General features: G+C 71.6%; 20 protein-coding genes and 1 pseudogene. 15 read left to right on the top strand and 6 right to left on the bottom strand.

Annotation, left to right across the window (positions count from 1 at the left end; all coding sequences use genetic code 11):
• Positions 1-43: 43 nt before the first annotated feature.
• On the bottom strand, positions 44-2911 hold the full coding sequence (locus JIX55_RS42885; RefSeq protein ID WP_257568598.1) for a tetratricopeptide repeat protein: 2868 nt from the start codon (positions 2909-2911) through the stop codon (positions 44-46).
• Positions 2908-3345: a hypothetical protein gene (locus tag JIX55_RS42880; RefSeq protein ID WP_257568597.1), complete on the bottom strand. Its 438-nt coding sequence runs from the start codon at positions 3343-3345 to the stop codon at positions 2908-2910. The genes JIX55_RS42885 and JIX55_RS42880 overlap by 4 nt, the downstream gene beginning before the upstream one ends.
• 106 nt (positions 3346-3451) lie before the next feature.
• Between JIX55_RS42880 and JIX55_RS42875 the strand changes: the two genes are divergently transcribed.
• Entirely contained in the window at positions 3452-3832 is a 381-nt protein-coding gene (locus JIX55_RS42875; RefSeq protein ID WP_257568596.1) for a hypothetical protein, read from the top strand.
• 45 nt (positions 3833-3877) lie between these two features.
• Here the strand turns inward: JIX55_RS42875 and JIX55_RS42870 are convergent, their stop codons facing one another.
• The gene (locus JIX55_RS42870; protein WP_257568595.1) at positions 3878-4309 is read right to left on the bottom strand and encodes a hypothetical protein; all 432 of its coding nucleotides are present in this window, start codon (positions 4307-4309) and stop codon (positions 3878-3880) included.
• A gap of 118 nt (positions 4310-4427) precedes the next feature.
• Here JIX55_RS42870 and JIX55_RS42865 point away from each other — a divergent pair, with 118 nt between their 5' ends.
• The 7 genes from JIX55_RS42865 (at position 4428) to JIX55_RS42835 (ending at position 12237) form a co-directional block, all read left to right on the top strand.
• On the top strand, positions 4428-6539 hold the full coding sequence (locus tag JIX55_RS42865; RefSeq protein WP_257568594.1) for an AAA family ATPase: 2112 nt from the start codon (positions 4428-4430) through the stop codon (positions 6537-6539).
• A complete protein-coding gene (locus JIX55_RS42860; RefSeq protein ID WP_257568593.1) occupies positions 6532-7779 on the top strand; it encodes an McrC family protein in 1248 nt (415 codons plus the stop codon). Before JIX55_RS42865 ends, JIX55_RS42860 begins: the two co-directional genes overlap by 8 nt.
• A 432-nt stretch (positions 7780-8211) precedes the next feature.
• Positions 8212-8379, top strand: coding sequence for a hypothetical protein (locus tag JIX55_RS42855; protein ID WP_257568592.1), 168 nt, complete (start codon positions 8212-8214; stop codon positions 8377-8379).
• A complete protein-coding gene (locus JIX55_RS42850; RefSeq protein WP_257568591.1) occupies positions 8370-9215 on the top strand; it encodes a UbiA family prenyltransferase in 846 nt (281 codons plus the stop codon). The genes JIX55_RS42855 and JIX55_RS42850 overlap by 10 nt, the downstream gene beginning before the upstream one ends.
• 259 nt (positions 9216-9474) lie before the next feature.
• Complete coding sequence (locus JIX55_RS42845) at positions 9475-10566, top strand: type III polyketide synthase (RefSeq protein WP_257568590.1); 1092 nt, start codon at positions 9475-9477, stop codon at positions 10564-10566.
• A complete protein-coding gene (locus tag JIX55_RS42840; RefSeq protein ID WP_257568589.1) occupies positions 10563-11081 on the top strand; it encodes an isoprenylcysteine carboxyl methyltransferase family protein in 519 nt (172 codons plus the stop codon). The genes JIX55_RS42845 and JIX55_RS42840 overlap by 4 nt, the downstream gene beginning before the upstream one ends.
• Positions 11082-11115: 34 nt before the next feature.
• A complete protein-coding gene (locus JIX55_RS42835) occupies positions 11116-12237 on the top strand; it encodes an NAD(P)/FAD-dependent oxidoreductase (protein WP_257568588.1) in 1122 nt (373 codons plus the stop codon).
• A 325-nt stretch (positions 12238-12562) separates the two neighbouring features.
• Here JIX55_RS42835 and JIX55_RS42830 read toward each other — a convergent pair whose 3' ends face one another.
• Positions 12563-13147 (bottom strand): helix-turn-helix domain-containing protein, encoded by a 585-nt coding sequence (locus tag JIX55_RS42830; protein WP_257568587.1) that lies wholly within the window; start codon positions 13145-13147, stop codon positions 12563-12565.
• 115 nt (positions 13148-13262) lie between these two features.
• Between JIX55_RS42830 and JIX55_RS51055 the strand changes: the two are divergent.
• The 3 genes and pseudogenes from JIX55_RS51055 to JIX55_RS42815 all read left to right on the top strand — a co-directional run.
• Positions 13263-13506, top strand: a pseudogene (locus tag JIX55_RS51055) (EamA family transporter); the annotation flags it as partial.
• Positions 13507-13588: 82 nt separating this feature from the next.
• A complete protein-coding gene (locus JIX55_RS42820; protein ID WP_257568585.1) occupies positions 13589-14236 on the top strand; it encodes an FMN-binding negative transcriptional regulator in 648 nt (215 codons plus the stop codon).
• A gap of 111 nt (positions 14237-14347) precedes the next feature.
• Positions 14348-15055: a B3/B4 domain-containing protein gene (locus JIX55_RS42815; protein WP_257568584.1), complete on the top strand. Its 708-nt coding sequence runs from the start codon at positions 14348-14350 to the stop codon at positions 15053-15055.
• A 460-nt stretch (positions 15056-15515) separates the two neighbouring features.
• Here JIX55_RS42815 and JIX55_RS42810 read toward each other — a convergent pair whose 3' ends face one another.
• On the bottom strand, positions 15516-16700 hold the full coding sequence (locus tag JIX55_RS42810) for an amidohydrolase family protein (RefSeq protein ID WP_257568583.1): 1185 nt from the start codon (positions 16698-16700) through the stop codon (positions 15516-15518).
• A gap of 303 nt (positions 16701-17003) precedes the next feature.
• A complete protein-coding gene (locus JIX55_RS42805) occupies positions 17004-17942 on the bottom strand; it encodes a LysR family transcriptional regulator (protein ID WP_257568582.1) in 939 nt (312 codons plus the stop codon).
• Positions 17943-18220: 278 nt separating this feature from the next.
• Between JIX55_RS42805 and JIX55_RS42800 the strand changes: the two genes are divergently transcribed.
• From JIX55_RS42800 to JIX55_RS42785, 4 genes are all read left to right on the top strand, one after another.
• Positions 18221-18502 carry a hypothetical protein gene (locus tag JIX55_RS42800; protein ID WP_257568581.1) on the top strand — a complete coding sequence of 94 codons (282 nt, stop codon included), beginning with the start codon at positions 18221-18223 and terminating at the stop codon, positions 18500-18502.
• Positions 18503-18655: 153 nt separating this feature from the next.
• A complete protein-coding gene (locus JIX55_RS42795; RefSeq protein WP_257568580.1) occupies positions 18656-19264 on the top strand; it encodes a TetR/AcrR family transcriptional regulator in 609 nt (202 codons plus the stop codon).
• A 1100-nt stretch (positions 19265-20364) separates the two neighbouring features.
• The gene (locus JIX55_RS42790) at positions 20365-21573 is read left to right on the top strand and encodes a family 1 glycosylhydrolase (RefSeq protein ID WP_257568579.1); all 1209 of its coding nucleotides are present in this window, start codon (positions 20365-20367) and stop codon (positions 21571-21573) included.
• A 26-nt stretch (positions 21574-21599) separates the two neighbouring features.
• Positions 21600-22421 (top strand): SDR family NAD(P)-dependent oxidoreductase, encoded by an 822-nt coding sequence (locus JIX55_RS42785; protein ID WP_257568578.1) that lies wholly within the window; start codon positions 21600-21602, stop codon positions 22419-22421.
• Positions 22422-22469 lie beyond the last annotated feature (48 nt).

Genomic DNA, 22469 nt, shown 5'->3' with positions numbered 1-22469 from the left:
TCCCCCACGAGTCTCCCCTCGTCCGCCCGGTCGGCAGCGCTGTTCAGTCGACGATGATGCCGGGATAGCAATGATCATGATTCCAGTCGGGCTGAATGGCGTACCCGCAATAGCAGCGTGCCGGTCGGGCCGGCTTGCCCTCCGAGCGGCGACGCAGGGCGACGGCGAGCGGTTGCCGGGCGAGCCAGGTCTCGGCAGTCTCACCGGCCCGTCGGCCGAGCGACTCGGGGGAGGCGCCGAGCCCCTGCGACAGCCCCTCGAAGAGGGCATCGGCCTGCCGGAGCAGGAACCGCAGCACATTGCCGCTGTAGCGGGGGTCCATGTCGTCCAGGCGACGGCGGCGGTCCTGGGCGTCCTGCCAGACCTCGTCCTGGTTGAGGAGCGCCACATAGTGCTCATCCAGCGTCCAGGTCCTGTCGGTTTCCCGGGCAGCTCCGCTCAGCCGCTCGCGGAGGGTCTGGTGTGCCTCGTACGCCTTGCGCAGTGGCTTCCCGAACGCCCCCGGGTTCTGCGACGCGAGGCGCTGGTAGATCTCCACGCTCTGCGCGGTCACGGCCAGCGCCTCGTCGGCACAGCCACTCTGCGCGAGGTAGGCGCCGAGGGAGGAGAGGTCATCGGCCAGAGCGTGCTCATGGGCGGTGGGGTTGGCTGTCGCCAGCCGGCATCTGATGTCCACCGCCTCCCGTAGGGCGGCCAGGGCATCGTCGCGACGGCGTGCGCCCCACAGCAGCAGCCCAAGAGTGGACAGGGCCGTCGCCAGGTCCGACTCGTCGACCGCGACGGACCGGTTGAGCTCGGACGTGGAGACCGGGGGTCCGGCAGCCACCAGGCGCCGGATGAGCGCGACCGCCCGTTCGGCGGCTGTCCGGGCGTCCGACCAGCGACGCTGCTGCCGGCACAGAACGGCCTCGTTGACCAGGGTCACGGCCAGGCCCGGCGCGTAGGTCTCGGGGTCGGTGGCCGCCAGCCGCTGGAAGATTCCCATGGCCCGCTGGGTCACGATGAGGGCCGCTTCGGGGTCCCGGGCCTCGGACAGGCACACGCCGAGGTGGGAGAGCGACAGGGCGAGGCCGGGTTCGTGCGCTGTGGGGTCGGTGGCCGCCAGTCTCAGGAAGAGATCAACGGCCTCTTCGGCGGCGTGGCGGCTCGCCTCTGTGCGGTCCGCCGAATGAGCACGCTCGCTCAGCTGGGCCAGGGCCATGGCGAGCGCCGGCTCATGCGTGGCAGCGTCAACGGCGGCGAGCTTCCGCAAGAGAGCGACCGCCTTCTCCGCTGCGGCCACGGCGTCCTCCCGATGGCCCGCCCTCACCAGGCGGAATCCGAGGTTCTGGTACAGCCGGGCGTGCGCGGAGGGGTCCTGGGTGGTGGAGAGGTGACGTTCGGCGAGGCGCTGGGTGACGGCGGCGATACCGGCATCGAGGTCTGCCTGTCCGCGGTGGGGGAAGTGCGCGTCGACCGCCTCCAGGACCTCGGTGTCGAGGTCGACCGCGGCCAGCGCGGTCAGGGCGGCGCCGCCGGCGGCGACGACCAGGGCGGGGTCCGTGCGCAGCAGGGTTTCCAGGTACCGGGCGGCGTGCGGCCAGCGGTGCGGTGCCGCCGTGGCGGCCAGGAACGTCAGGGCACGGGCCAGACGCGCGGGCGGCGAGCGGTCCGGGTCGCGGGCGACGAGCGTGCCGAGGAAATCCGGCGCCCACGGAGCCGTGGGGTAGCCCGTCGTGTCGTGGCCGGGGAGGGCCAGGGCGAGGAAGTCCTCGGCGAGCCGGTCGGGGTAGAGGGGTTCGAGGACCGCGCCGGGTTCCTCGGGCGGGTAGCAGGTGGCGTGATCGGCCAGGAGCCGCGCGGGGCGCTCCATGCCGAGGTCACCGAGCAGGGCCGTGCCGTCGTGGTGCGTGGTCGCGCCGGAGAGCGCGGCGGTGAAGACCACCTGGCTCATCTCGCTGGGCGGGGTCTCGTACTCCAGGCCCTCCAGGCGGAGTTCGTGGAGCCGGGTCCAATGCCTGCGTTCGCGGTTGAGCAGATAGGCGGACAGGCCCGCCATGTCCTTAGGCGGGCTGCCGCCGCGGACGTGGGCGTCGACGGCCACCAGGGCGGCCATGTGCAGCGCAAGAACCAGGCCGAAGTCCGGCCGGTCCAGATAGCCGGGTACGGCGATGGCGTTCGGGTCGGCGAGACCGTAGTGGGCGGCGAAGCAGTCGCGGGCGACGGTGAACATGGCTCGGCGGGCGTCGAGTCCACCGTGGCGCTCGTCGAGCGGTCGCAGTGCGAGGTCGCCCGCCTCCGTCCCGGTGTCCTCCAGCGCGGAGCGCACGGCGGGCCAGGGGGCGATGGACCGGGCCAGTAACAGCAGTCGGGTCGGCAGGGGCCCGTCCAGCAGCTTGTTGCTGAACAGCCACGTCAGATGGGAGAGGGGCCAGCGGTCGGCGTAGTCGACGACCAGGAGGAGCCCCGCAGCGCCATCGAGCCGCAGGTCCTGGCTTCCCGGGGGCGGGTGGATCGTGCCGGCGCCGTGGGTGGCCGAGACGACCGTCCAGCCCCTTGCCGCGCTGTCGGCCGCGAACTGGGCCGCCAGCCGGGTCTTGCCCTGGCCGCCGGCTCCGTGCAGCCAGAGGGCGGCGCGTGGGCCGTCACCGGCCCGCCATGCGGCCAGCTCCGCCCGCTCCTCGTCCCGGCCGGTGAAGTCCACGACCTGGAAGCGGGCGTTGAGGAGCCGACTGGGTTGGGAGGTGGGTCCGGCCGAGTCCCTCTCCCCAAGTAAGGGGGCGGGGGTTGGGACCGGAACAGGTCGATACCGGGAGAGCAGGTAGACCGGGCCCCGGTCGGGGAAGACGTGCAGGTCGGCGCCGATGACGCCGTAGCCGAACCCGCTGTCGACGCGGACCGTCTGCCGTGGCCCTGCTCCGGGCCGACTCACTGGGCGGCTCCGGCGCCTCCCGCCTGTCCAGGAGGCGCCGGGTGCACGATGACATTGCCGCCCAGAGCCGCGAAAACCTGTCCGTTGTCCTTGGCCACGTTGTTCTGCACCTGGGACTGCCGCGTCTCGGGCAACCGTTTTTTGATCTCCTCGGTCAGCTCACGCAGTTCGTCCGCGGCGTCCGGGTACTCGTCCAGGAGCGATTCCAGCTCCAGCATCCACACGGCGAGCAGGCTCTGACGTACCCGCTCGGCGTCGTCGGCCCTCGCGACGAGGGCCTCATTGTTGTCGAGCTGGGCCTCGATGGCGGTCTGTCGGTCCTCTCCGCGGCGGCGGAACAGCCGTGCGACTCCGCCGCGCGCGACCGTCCACGAGTCGGTGGCCATGGCCGCGACGACCGTGGTCCCCCCGACCAGAACAAGTTCCTCCAGCATCCTGTCCCTCTCCCCGTGACCCACCGACGTTGCCCTGCACGGACATTGTCCCCCCCTCTTGATCCAATTTCGCACCGGGCAGCCGCGTTTCCTCTCCTGCGCCACCGTGCCGCCGGCGAAAAGCCTCAAGAAGCACCTCATCAGCGTGGACGTCGTGTTCGCCTCGCCCGTCGGCGAGGCTCGGGCACGTGACGCCGTGCTCGCCCTCCTCCCGTCCGACGCCTCGGCGGACGAGGAGACCGACGGGATCAACCCCGACTGGTCGTATCTGGAGGGCGGCTGTCTGAACGTCAACTTCGGTAGCGAGCGGTTGGAAAGCGTGGTCGCCGAGGTCAAGAAGGACGCCGAACCATGGGCACACGCCATCTACTACTCGGACGGCGCGACCGACGACGGGGCGGTGGGCGCCTACACCGGGAAGGTCAAGCAGATCCTGCTCTCCACGGGCGCGAACGAACCGGGGCTCACCGGCGACCTCACGTGCTGACCCACCTCAGCCACAACACCGTCGCCGCCGCACCGGTCGCCCGTCTCACAGACCGGCCCGCGCCAGCAGGACCGCCAACGCCCCCGGCTTGACCTTCTGCACCGACCGCACCTGGCCGAGTTCCAGATCGTCCCGGCCCACCGGGTCGCGGTACAGCGCGTCCGTGGGTTCAGACAGCAGGGTCACGTCGACCCGGTAGGCAAATTGGGGATCCGGCGGGTGTGCCTCGTACGGCACCTCAACCACGTCGGCCACCGCGTCGACCTCCGACTCCGGCGACGTGAAGAAGAACCACAGGCGGTCGCCCGGGTTCATGCGGTTGCGTCGGCTGAGCCAGAAGTCACGCTCGGGGTCCTTGTGGGCGAGACGACGCACAGTGTCCTTGTCGGAGGGCTCCCCGTCGAGGGTGTCCTTGTTCGGGTTGAGGATGTAGATCCAGTCCTGCACGATCTCTCCCATCGCCCTGGCGCCCGCCACCCGGGAGGCCACCTCGCCGTGCTGAGCATCGTGCCAGCCACCTGAGTCGCACGCAGGAAGTTGCCCACCCTCGCCGCGCGATGGGGACGCCACCGCGCGCTCCGGCATCATGGCCTCCATGACGAACGCAGTGGATGTGCGCACGGCGGCTGCCGAGTTCGACCGGGCCGCCGTGGCGGACGTCGAGTCGGCTGCCGAGGACGAGCGCAAGCAGGTGCTGTCCCAGTTTCCGTTGGAGGAGTGGGCGGAGCTGCCGCTGGAGCGCTATGCCCTCGGGCAGGGCGCGCCGCCCGAGTCGGGGCCGACGTACTGCCGGCTCATGGAGTTCGGCACTCCCCACCTGGGCAGCATCAAGGGCGGCAGTGCCGCGAAGCACATCATGTACCGCCACAACTCCGGCGAATGGAAGCTGGCCGCTCCGCTGAGGGGTATGGACCCGCAGGACGCCTGGGCGGAACTGCGCGGGCAGTTCGTCCGGGCCTTCGATGCCGTCGGGGCCGGAGACTTCGAGGCGCTGGACGAACTCGAAGTGCTGCGCTACGGACCGGCACTGGTGACGAAGACCCTGGCGACCTACTTCCCCGAGCACTTTCTGCCGATCTACGCCGGGGAACACCTACGCCGATTCGTCGCTCTGCTGTTGGGCGACGCGGACCAGGGCGACGCCTCGGCCTGGCGCATCAATCGCCGCCTGCTCAAACTCGTCCAAGTGCAGCCTGAATTCAAAGGCTGGACCAGGCATGAAGTGATGCGTTTCCTGTACGAGCACTTCGACCCTCGGCCCCGGCAACGCACCATCTGGAAAATCGCCCCCGGCGAGCGCGGCCGTCTGTGGGAGGAATGCCGGGACGGCGAGTTCATCTGCGTCGGGTGGGACGAGCTCGGCGATCTCGGCCAGTACCAGAGCGACACCGAACTGAAGCAGGCCCTGGACGCGCACTGGCCGCGCGGCAGTGGCGGCAGCCTGACCCTCGCCCGCCGGCTGCTGGCCTTCCGGGACCTGGAGGCGGGAGACCGGGTCGTCGCCAACCGCGGGACGGACGAGGTCCTGGCCACCGGCAGGGTCGACGGGAGTTACCGCTACGACCCGGACCGGCCGGAGTTCCACCACGTCGTCCCGGTGGCCTGGGACCTCTCCCCCGCGCAGAAACTGTCGAAGCCCCAGCACGGGTGGCGGTCCACCTTCGCCAAGGTCGACCCGTCCCTCTTCGCCAGGTTCACCGCACACAACGCCGGCTCCGGCTCCGTCCCGGGTACGGGGCAGGCACAGGCCGGCGCGCCGGTCGCGCTGCCCGAGGACGTACAGGTCGTACTGGACGCCCTGGAGCGCAAGGGGCAGGTGATCCTGCACGGGCCGCCCGGTACGGGCAAGACCCGGCTCGCGCTCGGCGCCGCCCTCGCCCTGGACGGCCGCGCGGACGCGCTCGGGGCCGACGCCCGCCAACGGGCCGAGGCCCAGGCCGAGATGCTGCACGGCGACCGTGTCCGCATGGTCACCTTCCATCCCTCCTACGGCTACGAGGACTTCGTCGAGGGCTTCAAGCCGGACCTGAGCGCCACCGGCCCGGGGCTCACCCTCGCCCTCACGGACGGCCTGTTCCACACCCTGTGCAGCCGGGCCGCCGCCCATCCCGACCAGACGTTCCTGCTGGTCGTCGACGAGATCAACCGCGGTGACCTGCCGCGGATCTTCGGCGAGTTGATCACGCTCCTCGAACTCGACAAGCGGAACCTGCCGGTCGCCCTGCCCGTCAGCAAGCGACGCTTCTCCGTACCGCCGAACGTCCGGGTCATCGGCACGATGAACACCGCCGACCGAAGCATCAGCCACCTGGACGCCGCGGTCCGCCGCCGGTTCGCCTTCCTGCCCGTGGGCCCGGACCCGGACGCGGTTTCCGGGACCGTGGGTCCCCTGGACCTGGCCGCGTTCTTCGAGTCCCTCAACACCCGCATCGCCCACCATCTCGACGCCGACCACCAGATCGGGCACGCCTACCTGCTCCGCGACGGTGAGCCGATCGCCACCGAGGAGGATCTGGCCGCGGCCTTCCACCACGAGGTGATCCCGCTCCTGGAGGACTACTGCCTCGGCCGGGCGGACCTGTTGCACCGCATCCTCGGCGGCCTGGTCGACGCCGAGACCGGGCGTCCGCTCCTCATGCCCCCGCAGGACCTGGCGGACGCGCTGGCGACCGAGTTCACCAGCGGCGTTCCCGGCCCGGATGCCTGACCGCACCCCGGTCCAGCTCGGCGAGTACGAGTCCGCCGCGCTGGAGCCCGACCAGCTCACTGCCCGGGACGTCGACCGCCTGCACGCCCTCCAGGCGCAGGGCTGCCTCACCCTGACCAGGGAGCGCACCGGGTGGCGGCTCAAGGCCGACGCGACCGTCGGAGTCCTGGTCCTGGACCGTGTCCGCGTGGTCATCACACCCAAGTTCGCCATTCCGGGAGAGCAGCTCATGAGCTGGCTCGCCTACGCCCTCGGCACGCCCGTCCCGGCGACGGCAAGGCGGTGGGCCACCGGCCCCGACGGTTACGCGGACCTGGTCGCCGCCGCCCTGCTCGAAGAGTGCGAGCGGCTGCTGCGGGAGGGACTGCGCCGGGACTACGTACGCCGCCGGAGTGTCGAACCGGTGCTCCGGGGACGCCTGGACGTCGCCGCCCAGGCCACCCGCCGCTACGGGCAACTGGACCAGCTACACGTCCGCACCTTCGACCGGGAGGCGGACATCTGGGACAACCGCGTTCTGGGGAGCGCACTGAGGGCGGCGCTCACCCTGACTGCCAGCCCCGGCCTGGCGCGCGCTCTGCACGGAGCCGCCGGCGCCTTTCCGCAGGCCCCGACCCCGGCCGCGGCCCTCCGCGCTCTGGACCGCACCCACTACACCCGCCTCAACGCCCGCTACCGCCCCGCCCACACCTGGGCCCGCCTGCTGCTGCGCGGTGGCGGCGTGACCGATCTGCTCACCGACCAGGGCACCACGGCAGACGGTCTCCTGCTCGCCATGCCCGCGCTCTGGGAAGCCGTCGTCCGCCGTCTCGGCACCGAGGCAGCCGGCCCGCACGGCGGCCACGCCGTACCCGGCGGAAGCGGCGTCGGCATCACAGTCCGCGGAGATCTGGGCAACGCCTCGACCTTCCGGCCGGATCTCCTGCTCAGCCTTCCAGGACTTCCAGGACACGACACGGCACATCGCACGCTGCTGCCCGTGGACGCCAAGTACAAGCGTTACGACCGCCACGGCGTGAGCGCGGACGACGTCCACCAGCTCCTCACCTACGGCAGCGGCTACGCGTCCGCCGACGCCCCGACGGCCGTCATCGTCCATCCCCAGCCGGGCAGTCACGCCCAGCGAACCCTCCAGGTGCGCGGTCCCAAAGGCCTGTTGGGCATCGTCCACGTCCTCGGTGTCGACACCCGCAGCACGCCCGAGCAGGCGACGGCGTGGATCGGCTCAGTACTGCGCTGACCCTCACACGCTGCCCGGTCGGCGACAGCAGCCGTGGGCGCTGAGGCGCCTGAAGACGGTCGGCCGAGCGCATCTCCGTTCCGGACAAGGCACCCGAACACCTGCTTGTCCAAAGGCCCGAGTTCTCAAGGTATTGCTGCATGTGCCGGGGGCGTCGTTCATGCCCTGCCAGTCGGAGCCCAAGGCGAGCATCCTCACGCACACGTCGGCGGACGAGCCGACAAGGCATGAGCGGCCCGCCTGCGTGGAACGGCGCCGCGGCACGCAACCCGGTCGATGTCGCCGAGAGCCAGTGCAGTGCTTTCAGGGCCTGGGGAGGGAGGCCGAGGAGGCACGACGCACAGCACAGCGAGAGCTGCCGACGCTGCGGACGTTCCACCGGATGCCGGAGTGCCTCGTGTGAGCGGGCGGGCAACGTGGCAGCGATCCTGCATGCCCATCATGGTCACACGTGCGGCGGGAGGCATCGGCTCCACTGTCGTACGACGCATGAAGGACGCCGCGTCCGTCGGAACGCACGTGCCGCACCCGCGCACGGTGCTCGGCGCGCTCGTCGCCACGAGCCGTCATAGGCCGGTCGAGGTGCGGCGATGCCCGTGACCACCCGCGCGGTCCCGGCGCGCCCCGGCCCGCCGCCCGGGCCCGCGCTGCTCGTCGCCGCCCACGGCGGGCCCGCCCTTGCGGTCACCGCCGTCGCGGGTCTGCTCGCACTCCGCGCCGACCTGCATCCGCTCGATGCCGTCGCCGTCACCACGGCGGTGTTCACCGGCCAGCTCACGATCGGCTGGGGCAACGACCTGCTGGACCTCCGTCGCGACCGCGCCGTCGGTCGCACCGACAAGCCGTTGGCCATCGGAGCCCTCCCGGTCGGCCGGGTGGTACCGGCCCTGGTCGTGGCCGCGCTCGCCTGCCTCGTGCTGTCCGCGCTGGCCGACTGGCGCAGCGCGCTGGTCAACGCCACCCTTGCCACCGGTGCGGGCCACGCCTACAACCTTGGGCTCAAGGCGACCGCGTGGTCCTGGGCGCCGTACGCCTGCGCCTTCGGGACGCTGCCCTCGGTCGTCACCCTCGCCGACCCCACCCAGGGCTGGGCACCGCTGTGGATGACCGGCGCAGGCGCCACGCTCGGTGTCGGGGCGCACCTGCTCAACACGCTGCCCGACCTCGCCGACGACGAACGGACCGGCGTCCGCGGCCTCCCGCACCGGATCGGCGAACGCCGCTCACGCGTCCTGGCCGCCGTGCTGCTGCCCGCCGCCTCGCTGCTCGCCGTGCTCGGCCCCGCGGGAACGCCCCCGGCGTGGGCGTGGGCGGTCCTCACGCTGGTGACCGCCCTCGCACTGCTGACACTGGTCGCCCACGGTCGTACTCCCTTCCGGGCCGCGGTGGCCATCGCCCTGCTCGACGTCGTACTGCTCGTGGCGGCGGCCGGCTGATGGCGCGCTCTCTCATCACTTCCACCTCCCTGTGGCCGGCGCCAGGCCGGTCCGTGCCGCCACCACCCTGGGCCGGTGGCACGCCGACCCGGGTCTGCGCGTCGCCGTCCTGGGCCGGGCGGACGTCGCTGCCCCGGCCGTGCCACGCCGATCTCGCGGCCCGCCTCGCCCGGGCCCGGCTCATCCCGACCGTCGCACTCCGCCCCGGTCGGGCGTTCGTCGCGCCCACCCGCTCGCCCAGCCGACCACAGGAGCCAGCATGACCATGCGCGTCCTCAGCGTTCGCGGCGCCCTGCCCGAGCACCGCCACCGGCAGGAGGAGATCACCGAGTCCTTCACCACCACGCTGGTCGAGGACACGGTCAACCGAGGCATCGTGGAACGGTTCCACCGCAACGTCTGCGTCGAGACCCGGCACACCGTGCTCCCGCTGGAGGAGTACGCCCGCCTCAAGAGCTTCGGCCAGTCGAACGACGTCTTCATCCGGGCCGGCGTCGAGCTCGGCGCTCGCGCGGTCGTCGACGCGCTCAAGGAGGTCGGCCTCACACCGGCCGACGTCGACTACATCGTGTCGTGCACGGTGACCGGCCTGGCCGTCCCCTCGCTTGAGGCCCGCGTCGCAGCGGAGATCGGGCTACGGCCCGATGTGGTGCGCCTGCCCCTCGTCGGCCTCGGCTGCGTAGCGGGCGCGGCCGGTATCGCCCGCCTGCACGACCTGCTGCGCGGCCGCCCGGACGGGGTCGCGGTGCTGATGTCGGTCGAGCTGTGCTCGCTCACGCTTCAGCGCGACGACACCTCGGCCGCCAATCTCGTGGCCAGCGGCCTGTTCGGGGACGGCGCCGCGGCGGTGGTCGCCGTCGGGCCCGAGCACGCGCTCGCGCAGTCCGACGACCCGGCTCGTCCCGAGGTCCTCGCGTCACGCAGCCGTCTCTACCCCGACTCCGAGCGCATGATGGGCTGGGACGTCGGCTCCGGCGGGCTGAAGATCGTGCTCGACCCCTCGGTCCCCGATCTGGTGCGCCGTCACATCGGCGACGACGTCCGCGGCTTCCTCGCCGACCACGGGCTGACCCGCGACGATCTCGGCTGGTACGTGGCGCACCCCGGCGGCCCCAAGGTCCTCGAAGCGCTGCAGGACGCCCTCGGGGTCGAGCGGGACGCCCTGGGCGTGACCTGGGACTCGTTGCGCCGGATCGGCAACCTGTCCTCCTCCTCGGTGCTGCACGTCCTGGCGGACACGCTCGCCGAGCGTCCGCCCCCGCCCGGCTCCTACGGACTCATGCTCGCCATGGGCCCGGGCTTCTGTTCCGAGTTCGTGCTTCTGCGCGCTCCGGGTGGTGGTGAGCGGTGAGCAGCGAGGTCCTGTTCACCGTTCTGGTCCTGGCCGTCGGCCTGGAGCGGGTCGCCGAGCTCGCCGTGTCCCAGCGCAACGCCGCCCTCAGTTTCGCGCGGGGCGGCGTGGAGGCCGGGCGGGGGCACTACCCGTTCATGGTGGTGCTGCACACGGGCCTGCTCGTCGGCGCGCTCGTGGAGGTGTGGACGCGTCGGCCGGACGCGGTAGCGGTCCTCGCCTGGACCATGCTCGCCCTCGTCGCGGCCTCGCAGGCGCTGCGCTGGTGGTGCATCGCCACCCTGGGGCGGCAGTGGAACACCCGGGTGATCGTCGTGCCGGGCGCCGCGCGTGTGACGGGCGGCCCCTACCGCTGGATCCCGCACCCCAACTACGTCGCCGTCGTCGCGGAGGGGCTCGCGCTGCCCCTGGTGCACTCGGCCTGGGTCACGGCGGTCGTCTTCACGGCGCTGAACGGGTTCCTGCTCGCCACCCGCATCCGCACCGAGGACGCCGCCCTGGCACAACTGGCCTGAACGCCCTGGCACAACTGGCCTGAAGGAGGCGGACATGGACCTGCTCGTCGTCGGCGGAGGCCCGGCAGGCCTGGCCACGGCCCTGCACGCGGCCCGGGCGGGGCTCGACGTGGCCGTGTGGGAGCGGCGCGCCGGCACGGTCGACAAGGCGTGCGGCGAGGGACTGATGCCGGGTGCCGTCACCGCCTTGGCGGCGCTCGGCCTGCGCCCGCCGGGGCACGATCTGCGCGGCATCCGCTATGTCGCCGGACCGCGCCGGGTCGATGCCGACTTCGGAGCGGGCCCGGGCCGGGGCGTACGCCGCACGACACTGCACGCGGCGCTGCGCGAGACGGTGCTCGCCGCGGGCGTACGGGTCGAGCAGCGCACCGCGCACCGCGTCGAGCAGGACGAGGACGGTGTGCTGGTCGACGGCGCCCGTGCCGGCCACCTCGTCGCGGCCGACGGCCTGCACTCGCCGATCCGTCGAGCCCTGGGGCTCGACCGGCCACGCCGGGCCCGCCCGCGGCACGGGCTGCGGCGCCACTACGAGCTCGCCCCCTGGAGCGACCACGTCGAGGTGCACTGGGCCCCGTGCGCGGAGGCCTATGTGACCCCGGTGGCCGGCGACCTCGTGGGCGTCGCGGTGCTCACCAGCGCCCGCGGGTCGTTCGACGACCACCTCGTCGCCTTCCCCGAGCTGCGGGAGCGGCTGGCCGGGGCCCGGCACGCCGGACCGGTGCGTGGGGCGGGCCCGCTCCGCCAGGACACGAGCGCGCGCACCGCCGGCCGGGTGCTGCTCGTCGGCGATGCCGCCGGCTACGTCGACGCGCTGACCGGTGAGGGCATCGCGCTGGCGCTCGCACAGGCGCCGGCGGCCGTCCGGGCCGTCACCCACGGGGACTTGGCGGGCTACGAGCGGGAGTGGCGCCGGCTCACACGGCGCTACCGCTGGCTGACCCACGCACTGCTCGGCGCGACGCGGGTGCCCCCGGCTCGCGCGGCGCTGGTGCCTCTGGCACAGCGGCTGCCGTGGCTGTTCGCCGCGACCGTCGACGCGCTGGCCCGCCCGGCCGGGCAGCATCAGGCGAGCCTGCAGAGTGGATGGTCGACGTCCGCCGTGCCCGATCGTGGAGGAACACGTCGGGCTCACCGAGAGCCTGGCGGCCGAGCTTGAATGCATGCCGGGTGGAGAGGGAGACGCCGTACGAACCCCGCGCCTTCAGCGCCACAGGTGACGGGTGACGGGTGACAGGTGACGCGTGACGCGTGACGATGCGCATCGTCACGCGAGCCCGCGGCGCCGGTTCGCCGTCCGACCGGGGCCTTAAGTGGCCACGCCCCGCACATGACGGTCGGGCAGGCAGTCGTAGACAGGAAGGGCCGGTACGCAGGGCCTGTTGCCGACGGGCGAGTTCTCGGCGGCTGCCCGGTGCCGCGTCGTTCACCACCCCACCGTCACTGCGCCCGCGGCTCCATGACTTCCGCCTGCTCTTCGCGGGTCAGGTTGCCGAAACCGGGCCGGGCGGCAGGTGGACCGTCATGATCAGGCTGCACGTTTCGGTGCCGGAGCCGCGGTAGGTGTGCGGGGTGTCGCCGTCGAACGAGGCGGTCTGCCCGGCTTCCACGGTGTGTTCGGTGCCGTCGACGATCAGGGCCATCCGGCCGGAGGTGACGCTGACGGTTTCCACGACTCCGGCCTGGTGCGGGTGGCTGGGGTATTCCTCGTCCGGTTCCAGCCGCCAGCGCCAGACCTCGACAGGGGCCGGGCCCGAGGTCGTCAGCATGAGCCGGGCCTCGCCACCTCGGTCGCCGTTCCACAGGGGCGTCACGGTGTCGGCGGCCACGACGCGGACGCGGCCTTGGGGCGGTCCCTGCATCAGGGCGGATACCGAGATGCCAAGGGTGTCAGCGAGCCGGACGAGGGTGGCCAGGTTGGGGTTGCCCTGGGCTTTCTCCAGTGCCACCAGGGCTCCCTTGCTGACCTGGGAACGTCGGCTGAGTTCCTCCAGGGACAGGCCCGCCCGCGTGCGGGCCGCCCGGACGTTGTGGGCGACCGTCCGCAGGGCTGCGGCTGTCTCAGCCATCTGATCTCCATCCTCGACACTGACCACTTCAATGCACCGTGCGGTCGTTCGGTTGACAGGGGCCGGTCGTTGCGTTGTACGGTGCGGTCGTTCCAATGATGGTAAGGGATGTGCTGTGATCGCTCTGCTGCTGGCCTTGGGCAGCTCACTCGCCCATGGATGCGCCGACTTCCTCGGCGGCCTCGGCGCCCGAAGGGCTCATGTGCTGCGTACGGTGATGATCGCGGCCCCGGCCTCTTTCGTGGTCGAGTTTGTTGCTGTGGCCGGTGCTCGGCGCCTCGTTCAGCGCCGGCGCCCTGGGCTGGGGTGCCGCGTCCGGGGTCGCCCCCGCCTCCGCGTTCACTCTGCTCCACCGCACGCCGCCGTCGCCGTCAGCCTTCTCGTGCTGACCTGAGCAGCCCCGTGGCCCACCCTCACAGCCGACGACGCAAGGAGACGAGCATGTTCATACAGCCCTGGGACGCGAGCCTCGACGAAGCCGAATGGCAGACCTGGATCGCGGAAGGCCACGACTTCGGACAGCTCAGTGTCAACGGCCTGCCCGGCCACCCGCCCGTCGCCGTGCCCACCCACTTCACCGGCGACGGAGACCATCTCCTGATCCACCTCGCCCGGCCCAACCCGGCCTGGAAGGCGATCGAGCACGACCCGAACGTCCTCTTCACCGTCTTCGGTGACTACGCCTTCATCCCCGGCCCCTGGCGCGCCGACGCCGGCACTCCGCCCACCGACGGCGTCCCCACCAGCTATTACACGGCCGTCCAGTTCACCTGCCGCGCCCACATCGTCGACGACCCCGAGGACAAGGCAGAACTGCTCCGCCGCCAGCTCGCCCACTTCCAGCCCGACGGTGACCACGCCCCCGTCGCCGTCGACCAGCCGCCCTACGGCCGGATGCTGCCCGGCATCCGGGGCCTGCGCCTGGAGGTCACCGACGTGGTGGCCAAGTTCAAGTACGACGACCACAAGGCCGTCGAGCACCGCACCGCCGTCGCCGACCATCTCACCGCACGCGACCAGGGCCTCGACGTACCCGCCGCACGCCGGCAACGCAACCGCCTGGCCCGTATCGGCCCCTGGAAGCCCTGACCCCCGCCCCGACCGCAGACCCGCACGCCCGCAGACCGCGCACCCGCACACCCGCTCACCCGCACACCCGCACACCCGCACACCCGCACACCGGAAACGGAAATCCCTCCCATGCCCGCCTTCCGCATTGCCCCCGCCGTCGCGGACGCCTTCCCCGACGCGCTCATCGCCCTGGTCACGGCCGTCGGCCTGCGTGGCCGTGAACCCTGGCCCCACACCACCACGGCCCTGGAGGACCTGGAGCGGCAGCTCGCCGACGGCACCTGGCACCCCGCCGACGAGACCGACCCCCGCGTCGAGGCCTGGCACACCGCCTACCGCTCCTTCGGCACCAACCCCCGCCGCATCCGCCCCAGCGTCGACGCGCTCGGCCGCCGCCTCGCCAAAAAGGGAACGCTGCCGCGCATCAACCCGGCCGTCGACTCCTACAACGCCGTCTCCGTCCGGCACGGCCTGCCCGCCGGCGCCTTCGACCTGGACCACGTCACCGGCGACGTCGACATCCGCCGGGCGGACGGCACCGAGTCCTTCACCCCGCTCGGTGAGCCCGACACCGTCGAGAACCCCAAGCCCGGCGAGATCATCTACGCGGACACCACCGGCGTCCTGACCCGCCACTGGAACCACCGCGACGCCCACCGCACCCGCGTCACCGAGGACTCCACACACGTCGTCTTCGTCCTCGAAACCCTCCACGCCACCCGCGACGGCGACCTCCTCAAGGTCGCGGCGGAGGAACTGCGGGGCCTGCTCACCCCGCACACCGCACAGACCGCCGTGCACTACCTCAGCCCGGCACACCTCCAGGCCACCACCTGAGACCGCCACCCACCCGGACCCGCTCCGGTGTCCCGCCACGAAGCCCGCAGTGCCGGTGAACTCTCCGGGCAGGTGAGAGCGCATGCCGAGGACGGGCACGGCGGTGGGGATCTCCCGTGCTCTCGATGCCGCCGACGGGAGGAGACCCGGCCGCGGGCTCCCGAGGGGGACGGGAAGTCCGCGGCCGGGTCGTTCACCGCACCGGCCCGTCCCCACGGGCGATGCGGCCCGGGCAGGCACGGCCGCTCACCGCGCGTGCCCGGGGACCAGGGGCGACCGGCGGCTTGGAGTACGGGCCGCCCGACTCCTTCAGCGCAAGGGACGCTGACGCTGCGGTGTCCGCGGGGGCAGGCCGTCGCGATCTCGGCCGTGGTTGCTGAACGGGTGCGCCGTAAAGTCGACGGACCGTCAGGCGAATGGGCCGACCCGCACAATCCTTTCGTGGGTGGTTTTCCGGGACTCAGCGCACCCGGTGGCCCGCCCGGTACACCGCGCGGATGTCGGTGACGGCCGAGATGTCGTCGACGGGGGAACTGCCGAGCACGAGGATGTCGGCGTCCGCGCGGGGGAGCAGTACGCCCTTGCGTCCGGCCCGGCCCACCGCTTCGGCGGCCTCGGCGGTCGCGCAGCGCAGCACGTCACGGTTCGGCATGCCCAGTTCGGCGAGTTGGGTCAGCGCGTGGGGATAGACGCCGTGCGGTTTGTCGGAGTTGATGCCTGCGTCGGTGCCGGGAACGATCCGGGCGCCCGAGGCGATGACCTTGGCCACGACGTCCCACAGCGCGGCAAGGCGGGTGGCCACAGCCGGGGGCGGCGGTGTCCTGCCGGGCAGGATTCCCACCGTGAGGCTGATGAACGTTCCTCGCCGTACGACCTCGTCCACCAGATCCTGGCGCAGACCGACGCCATCGTCGGTGAGGAAGGAGAAGTGCTCGATGGTGTCGAAGCCGGCGTCGACCACGTCCGCGATCGCCGGGGCGGCGTGGGCGTGGGCGGCCACGGTGAGCCCGAGCCGGTGCGCCTCGTCGGCGATCAGCCGCAGGTCGGACTGGTCGTACTGCTGGTGCAGGGAGTTGGAGCCGGGCGTCATCACGCCGCCGTTGGCCATCACCTTCACCACGTCACAGCCGCGTGCGGCACGGTTCCGTACCGCCGCCAGCAGTGCGCCGGCCCCCTCGGCCTCGCCACCGAGGAAGTGGCAGTGGCCGCCGCGGGTGGTGAGTGGCGGGCCCGCGGCGACGATGTCAGGGCGCTCCGTGGACGGCACCTGCTCCCGCAGCGCGAGAGTGAGGTAGTCGCGGTCTCCGAGGTCCCGGACGGTCGTGACACCGGTCGTCAGCGTGGTCGCCGCGGAGGCGCGTGCGGTCTTCAGTACGGCCTCGTGGTCGTGGGACGCCACATGGTCTACGGCGTCCTTGGTCCCGTCCCAGCACAGGTGCACGTGCGCGTCGATCAGTCCGGGAAGCAGCCAGCCGTCCGGCCCGAAGTCCGTCACCGCCGCGTGCTCCGGCGGTGCCGCTCCCGTGAAGTCCACGTCGCGGATCACGCCGTCCTCGACCAGCACCATGCCCGATTGTCCGACGTTGACTCCGTCGAAGACGTGCCCTGCCCGGAGCGCCAGCAGTTCGCCGCGCATAACAGTCATCTCCAAGAAACCGCGAAGTGGGGGTGGGGGGAGACAAGCTCAGTCGTCGCAGAGCACGCCGCGGGCGGATGCACTGTCCGGCCCGTGGGACGAAACGGACGACTCGCCGTACGCCACTGGCGTGCTCGCGAGCCCAACTCTCGCCGCTGATCAAATGTTTGGGGAACGGGAGATCGCTGATGGCGGCCATAGACGAGATCAATACCGCCGTGCGAGCCCAGACCCAGGCCCGGGCCTCGGGGCACCACCCACTGCAGGTCCCACTGCGCTCTTCCGGAGCGCGGCCTGCCGATTGATGTCCGGTCAGCTGTGCGGTGTGTCGTGGTGCACGGCCTCTGCCGTACCGGCGGCGACCAGTTGGCCGGCCTCGGCCGCGGTCGCCCTCAGCCAGATGTGGGCGGGGTCACGTTCGTGCAGGGGGTGCCACCACAGGGATTCCACCAGCCGGCCTCTACCGAACGGCAGCTCGACGACGGACGTGCCGCTGTCGGCGGGAAACAGGCGGGCGGCGCGTTCGGGTACCACGCCCACCCGGTCGGTGCCGGCGATCAGGAAGGGCATGGTGAGGAAGTTCTCGACGGCGATCTCGACCCGTGGTTCCAGGCCATGGGCGTGCAGCCCGTGCAGGGGCGAGAAGCCCGTCGCCGGGAAGTGATAGGGCAGCACCCAAGGGCGTACGACGAGCGTTTCCGGGCTCGGTGGTGCCGACGTGACGGTGTCGGAGGAGACCACGCACACCCAGCGGTCGTCGTACAGGTCGATGGCCGGGACGTTCGCCAACAGGCCCTGCGCCAGCACCATGCCGTCAACGGTGCGCAGATGCTCGGGGGCGCGTCGGACGATGTGCGGCGTGTTGTGCTCGAACCGCAGCCGCACTCCCGGCGCCGCGTCACGCACGAGAGCGGCCAGCGTGCGGCCGAAGGTGGCCAGATGCATGTCCGTCACCACCAGGGTGAACTCGCGCCGCGCGTGGGCGGGGTCGAAGGCGGGGCGGGTCTGGAAGACCCGGTCCGCCGAGCCGAGCGCCTGCGCCGTGTGCGCGGCCAGGCGCTCGGCCAGCGGGGTGAGCTCGTAGGTGTTCCCCACTCGGGTGAGCAGTTCGTCGCCGAAGTGGCGGCGCAGCCGGGCCAGCGCGGAACTCACGGTGGGCTGGCTCAGCCCCAGCCGCTGGGCCGCCCGCGTCACACTGCGCTCCTGCAGCAGCGCGTCCAACGGCACCAGCAGGTTCAGATCCAGACCCACGACGCCAGGCCTCCGCGCATCATTGCTCTTGTCCACGGCCAGCATAGGCGATCTCGGATTCCCGAAACTCCTGGTGAGCGGCGGGAATTGGGCCCGCGGACACACCCCGAGCGGGTACGGCGAATCGCCGCCCCTGCGGGTATCCATTCACATGTGGCAGGCCCCCCTCGGGAGTGGGCCGCCCACCGCCCCACCAACGGGGCCGCCCCTTCCTTTCCGCGAAGCGGCTCCAGCTCCGGAAAGCGTGTCGCTTCCGCAGAGCAGGGAGTTGAGCGGGCATGAAGGACGTCATCACCGCGTCCGGCACCAAGGTGCCGACCGCCGCTATCGAGCGCTGCCGTTCACCGAAGACCGGCCCCCGGGGGTGCGCTCGAAGGCGAACGACACCATCAGCGACCGGCCTGCCCGCGGCGTCCTCGACCGCGGCCCCGGACCTGAGGGGGCCGACGCCCGGGCCGGACTCGGTAGTCCAGCAGTCCGCTGCTGTCGCCGTAGCCGATGCCCAGTGCCTGTTCCTGCCCGCGCACGGCGCGGTACTGTTCCGCCTCGGCCAGGCATGAGGTAGACGAGGTCCCCTCCTGTGATCAGCCTTCCTCACAGAGCCTTGACTCTCGATCGTCCACACGCGAGCCGATAAATACCAACCATGTGGTAAGTTTTAACGGCTCAGCTACTGCGTTGGACCGACTTCGTCGAGGAGAGTGGGCGCACCCGTGGGTCAGGCAAAAGCGCGCGGTCCGTACGCCAAGACACCGGCCCGCAGAGCGGACATCGTACGGGCCGCACGCGACAGCTTCGCCGAGAACGGCTATGCCAAAGCCTCCCTGCGCGACATCGCGGAGCGTGCCGGCATCACCCACGCCGGCCTCCTGCATCACTTCCGCAACAAGGACGAACTGCTCGCCGCGGTGCTCGCCGAACGTGATGCCGAGGAATGGCAGCAGGGCCTGGAGCAGGTGGACAGCCCGGACGAGCTAGCGCCCTACCTCGCCGAACTCCTCCGCCACCACCAGAAGGCGCCCGAGCTGATGCGCCTGTGGATCGAGCTCGCCGCAGCGGCCTCACGGCCGGATCATCCCGCCCACACCTACTTCGTCGAACGCTACGAACGCGGGCGCACCCAGTTCGCCGAGGGATTCCACGACAAAGCCGCCCGCGGCACCCTGCGCGAGGGCGTCAGCCCCGAGAGCGCCGCGGTTCTCTTCCATGCCGTACTCAACGGGCTCCAGTTGCAATGGGTCCTCGCTCCGGACCTCGACATCGTCAGGCCCGTCACCGACTTCGTCCGCCTGCTCTTCGACCACGACCACACCGACGAGTGAGCGGATCGCCGCCCAACTCGGCACCGCGACGCGCCCACGGGATACCGGCCGCCGTCAGGGCCGATGTGCCGTGCGGCGCGCCCCGCACGCCCTGCGAGTGCTCTCTCACGGCCTCGCGGAGGGCCTGAGGATCCCACTCGCGGACATCCGCGACGATCCGCTCGTGTTCCTCGCGGTGGCAGCGATGCCATTCCGGGTTGAACGTGCGCCGCTTCAGTCCGCCCCACACCGGCCGGCGACGGATCCCGATGCACTGAACTGACACCGACCGGCACGGAGTTGCGCGCCGCTACGGCGAAGCCGTGGTGCGGCACGGCGCCCCAGCGCTCGAACTCCTCCGAAGTGGCGACCTCCGCACCGCCCGCAGACAGCGACCCCTCCCGCGAGATCGACGCCGGTCGCCCACTCGACGACCAACGGCGTCACGTCACCGGAAGCGGTCTGGTCCCGGCGCGAGGAGCGTTCCGCGACCGACATACCGCAGGACGAGCCCGTACCGCTCAAGCGGAACCCGGGCCGCCCCGCGATGCCGAGGCATTGCGCCCGCTTTCCCGCTGGCCGAGACGCCTAAATATAACGTTCTGATCACGAAGTCGCGCTACAGCCTTCCTGCCCTTGCGATCCGGATCTACTGTCCAAGCCAAAACCAACCGCATGGTAAGAGTTGGCGCTCGCCCGCGGCGCACTTGCGCGGCGAACTGACGAAGGCCGCGGCCCACCCGGCTCCCGCACGAAGGAACACACCCATGAGCACTCACCGCCCACGCCCGCGACCGCGCCACGCCCCGGCCTCGGCCCGTCGTCTGCGACGAACCCATTTCGGCACTCTCTCCGTCCACACAGGCACGCGTTCTCGACTCGCTCGTCGCCCTCCGGCAACGCGCCACCATCGCCCGGCGCGTCAGCCACCGCGTGAGCGTCCTCTTCCACCGCGACGTCCGCGGGACCGGCCCGGCGGGAGAGAGCCCCGGCGGGAGAGATCGCCTCAACCCCCGAACACCCCTCCGGACTGAGGCCGTTGCCCACCTCGCCCGAACGGCCAGGTCGTGGCGAAAGCACCCCCAGGCCCTGACCACCGACACTCAGGAAAGCAGTCGACGATGACGGAATTCCCTCCCGGCTTCCTCTGGGGAGCCTCCACCGCACCGCACCAGATCGAGGGCAACAACCTCAACAGCGACTTCTGGGCGAGCGAGGGGCTCATGCCGGGCATGGAGCGCAGTGGTGACGCCTGCGACAGCTACCACCGCTACCGCGAGGACATGCGACTGCTCGCCGACGCCGGCCTCAACGCCTACCGCTTCGGCATCGAGTGGGCACGGATCGAGCCGGTCCCCGGCATGATCTCGCGAGCCGAACTCGCCCACTACCGGCGCATGATCGAGACCGCCTTCGAGCTCGGCCTGACGCCGGTCGTGACCCTGCACCACTTCACCAGCCCGCTCTGGTTCGCCCAGGAGGGCGGCTGGCTCGGTGACCGCGCCGTGGAGCGGTTCCAGGCATACGCCGAGGCGGTCGCCCCGATCCTCGACGGCGTCGAGTGGGTCGTCACCATGAACGAGCCGAACATGCTGGCCATCATGATCGGCATGGCTCAGGCCATGCGGAACCAGCAGGCCGCCGGGGAGTGGCAGAGCCCCACCCTCGACCACGAGGGCCCCCGACCGCCGCTGCCGGCCCCCGATGTGAAGATCGGCGAACGGCTGGTCGAGGCGCACCACGCGGTACGAGACCTGCTGCGTGAGCGCACCGGCGCCAAGGTCGGCTGGACGATCGCCAACCGGGCTTTCGTCGCCCGCCCGGGGGCCGAGGAGAAGAAGCGAGAGCTGGAGTACGTCTGGGAGGACCTCTACCTGGAGGGCTCGCGCGGAGACGACTTCGTCGGCGTGCAGTCGTACTCCAGCCAGTGGGTCGGCCCGGACGGCGTCGAGCCCCACCCACAGCACCCGGACAACACGCTCGTCGGCACCGCCTACCGGCCCGACGCCCTGGCCATCGCCGTACGGCACACCGCCGAGGTCACCGGAGGCATGCCGATCCTGGTCACCGAGAACGGCATCGCCACCGCCGACGACACCCGCCGGATCGCCTACACCGGCGAGGCCCTGAAGCACCTCGGGGCGGCGATCGCCGACGGCGACGGCATCGATGTACGCGGCTACCTGCACTGGAGCCTCCTCGACAACTACGAGTGGGGCCACTGGGCGCCGACGTTCGGACTGGTCGAGGTCGACCGCGAGACCTTCGAGCGCCGCCCCAAGCCCAGCCTCGCCTGGCTGGGCGAGACCGCCCGCCGCGCGGGCAACTGACCGCACCGCCACCGGAAGGACACGCTGTGCAGGTATCCGTACCCGACGTCTCGTCCCGGTCCCTGGCCGAACTGGTCTCGCTGTCCGGGCGGCGCGCCGTCGTGACCGGCGCGGCCCGTGGACTGGGCCGGGCCATCGCCGAGCGCATGGTCGAAGCGGGCGCGGACGTGCTCGTCGCCGATATCGAGCACCGGCTCGCCGCCACTGTCGCCGAGGATCTGAACGCCCGCCGCGCGGGCTGCGCGGTGGCCGCCCACGTGGATGTCACCGACGCGGGGAGCGTCGTCGAGGCCGCCGATCTCGCGGTCCGGGAGCTGGGCGGGGTCGATATCTGGGTCAACAACGCCGGTGTCTTCCCCAGCGTTCCCGCGCTGGAGATGTCCGAGAAGACCTGGGACGAGGTGTTCGCCGTGAACACGCGCGGTGTCTTCCTCGGATCCCGGGAGGCCGCGCGCCGGATGCGCGAGGCCGGGAGCGGCGGCGTCATCGTCAACGTCGTCTCCACGGCCGGGTTCCGGGGAACGGCCCCCGGGCTCGCCGCCTACGTCGGCTCCAAGCACGCGGCGCGCGGCCTCACCCGGCAACTCGCCCTCGAATTCGCCCCGTTCGGGGTTCGTGTGCTGGGTGTCGCGCCGACGTTCGTACCGACCGAGGGGAACATGGCGGCAGCCGCCGGGGCCGGGGTCTCTCTGGACACCGAGTCCCTCATGTCCGTGATGAAGCCGGGACCGCTCGGACGCCTCGGCGTGCCCGACGACATCGCCCGCGTGGTGCTGTTCTGCGCGAGCGACCTCTCCGTCTTCATGACGGGCAGCACGCTCCTCGCCGACGCCGGCGAAACGATTTAGTCCGCGACGCCCCACCACCCCCGGCCCCCTCGGGCCACTGCCCCGCAA

It is taken from the genome of Streptomyces sp. DSM 40750 (genome assembly GCF_024612035.1).
Classification (GTDB): Bacteria; Actinomycetota; Actinomycetes; order Streptomycetales; family Streptomycetaceae; genus Streptomyces.
The sequence above is the reverse complement of the archived record's forward strand: the minus strand, read 5'-3'. Positions and strand labels throughout refer to the sequence as shown.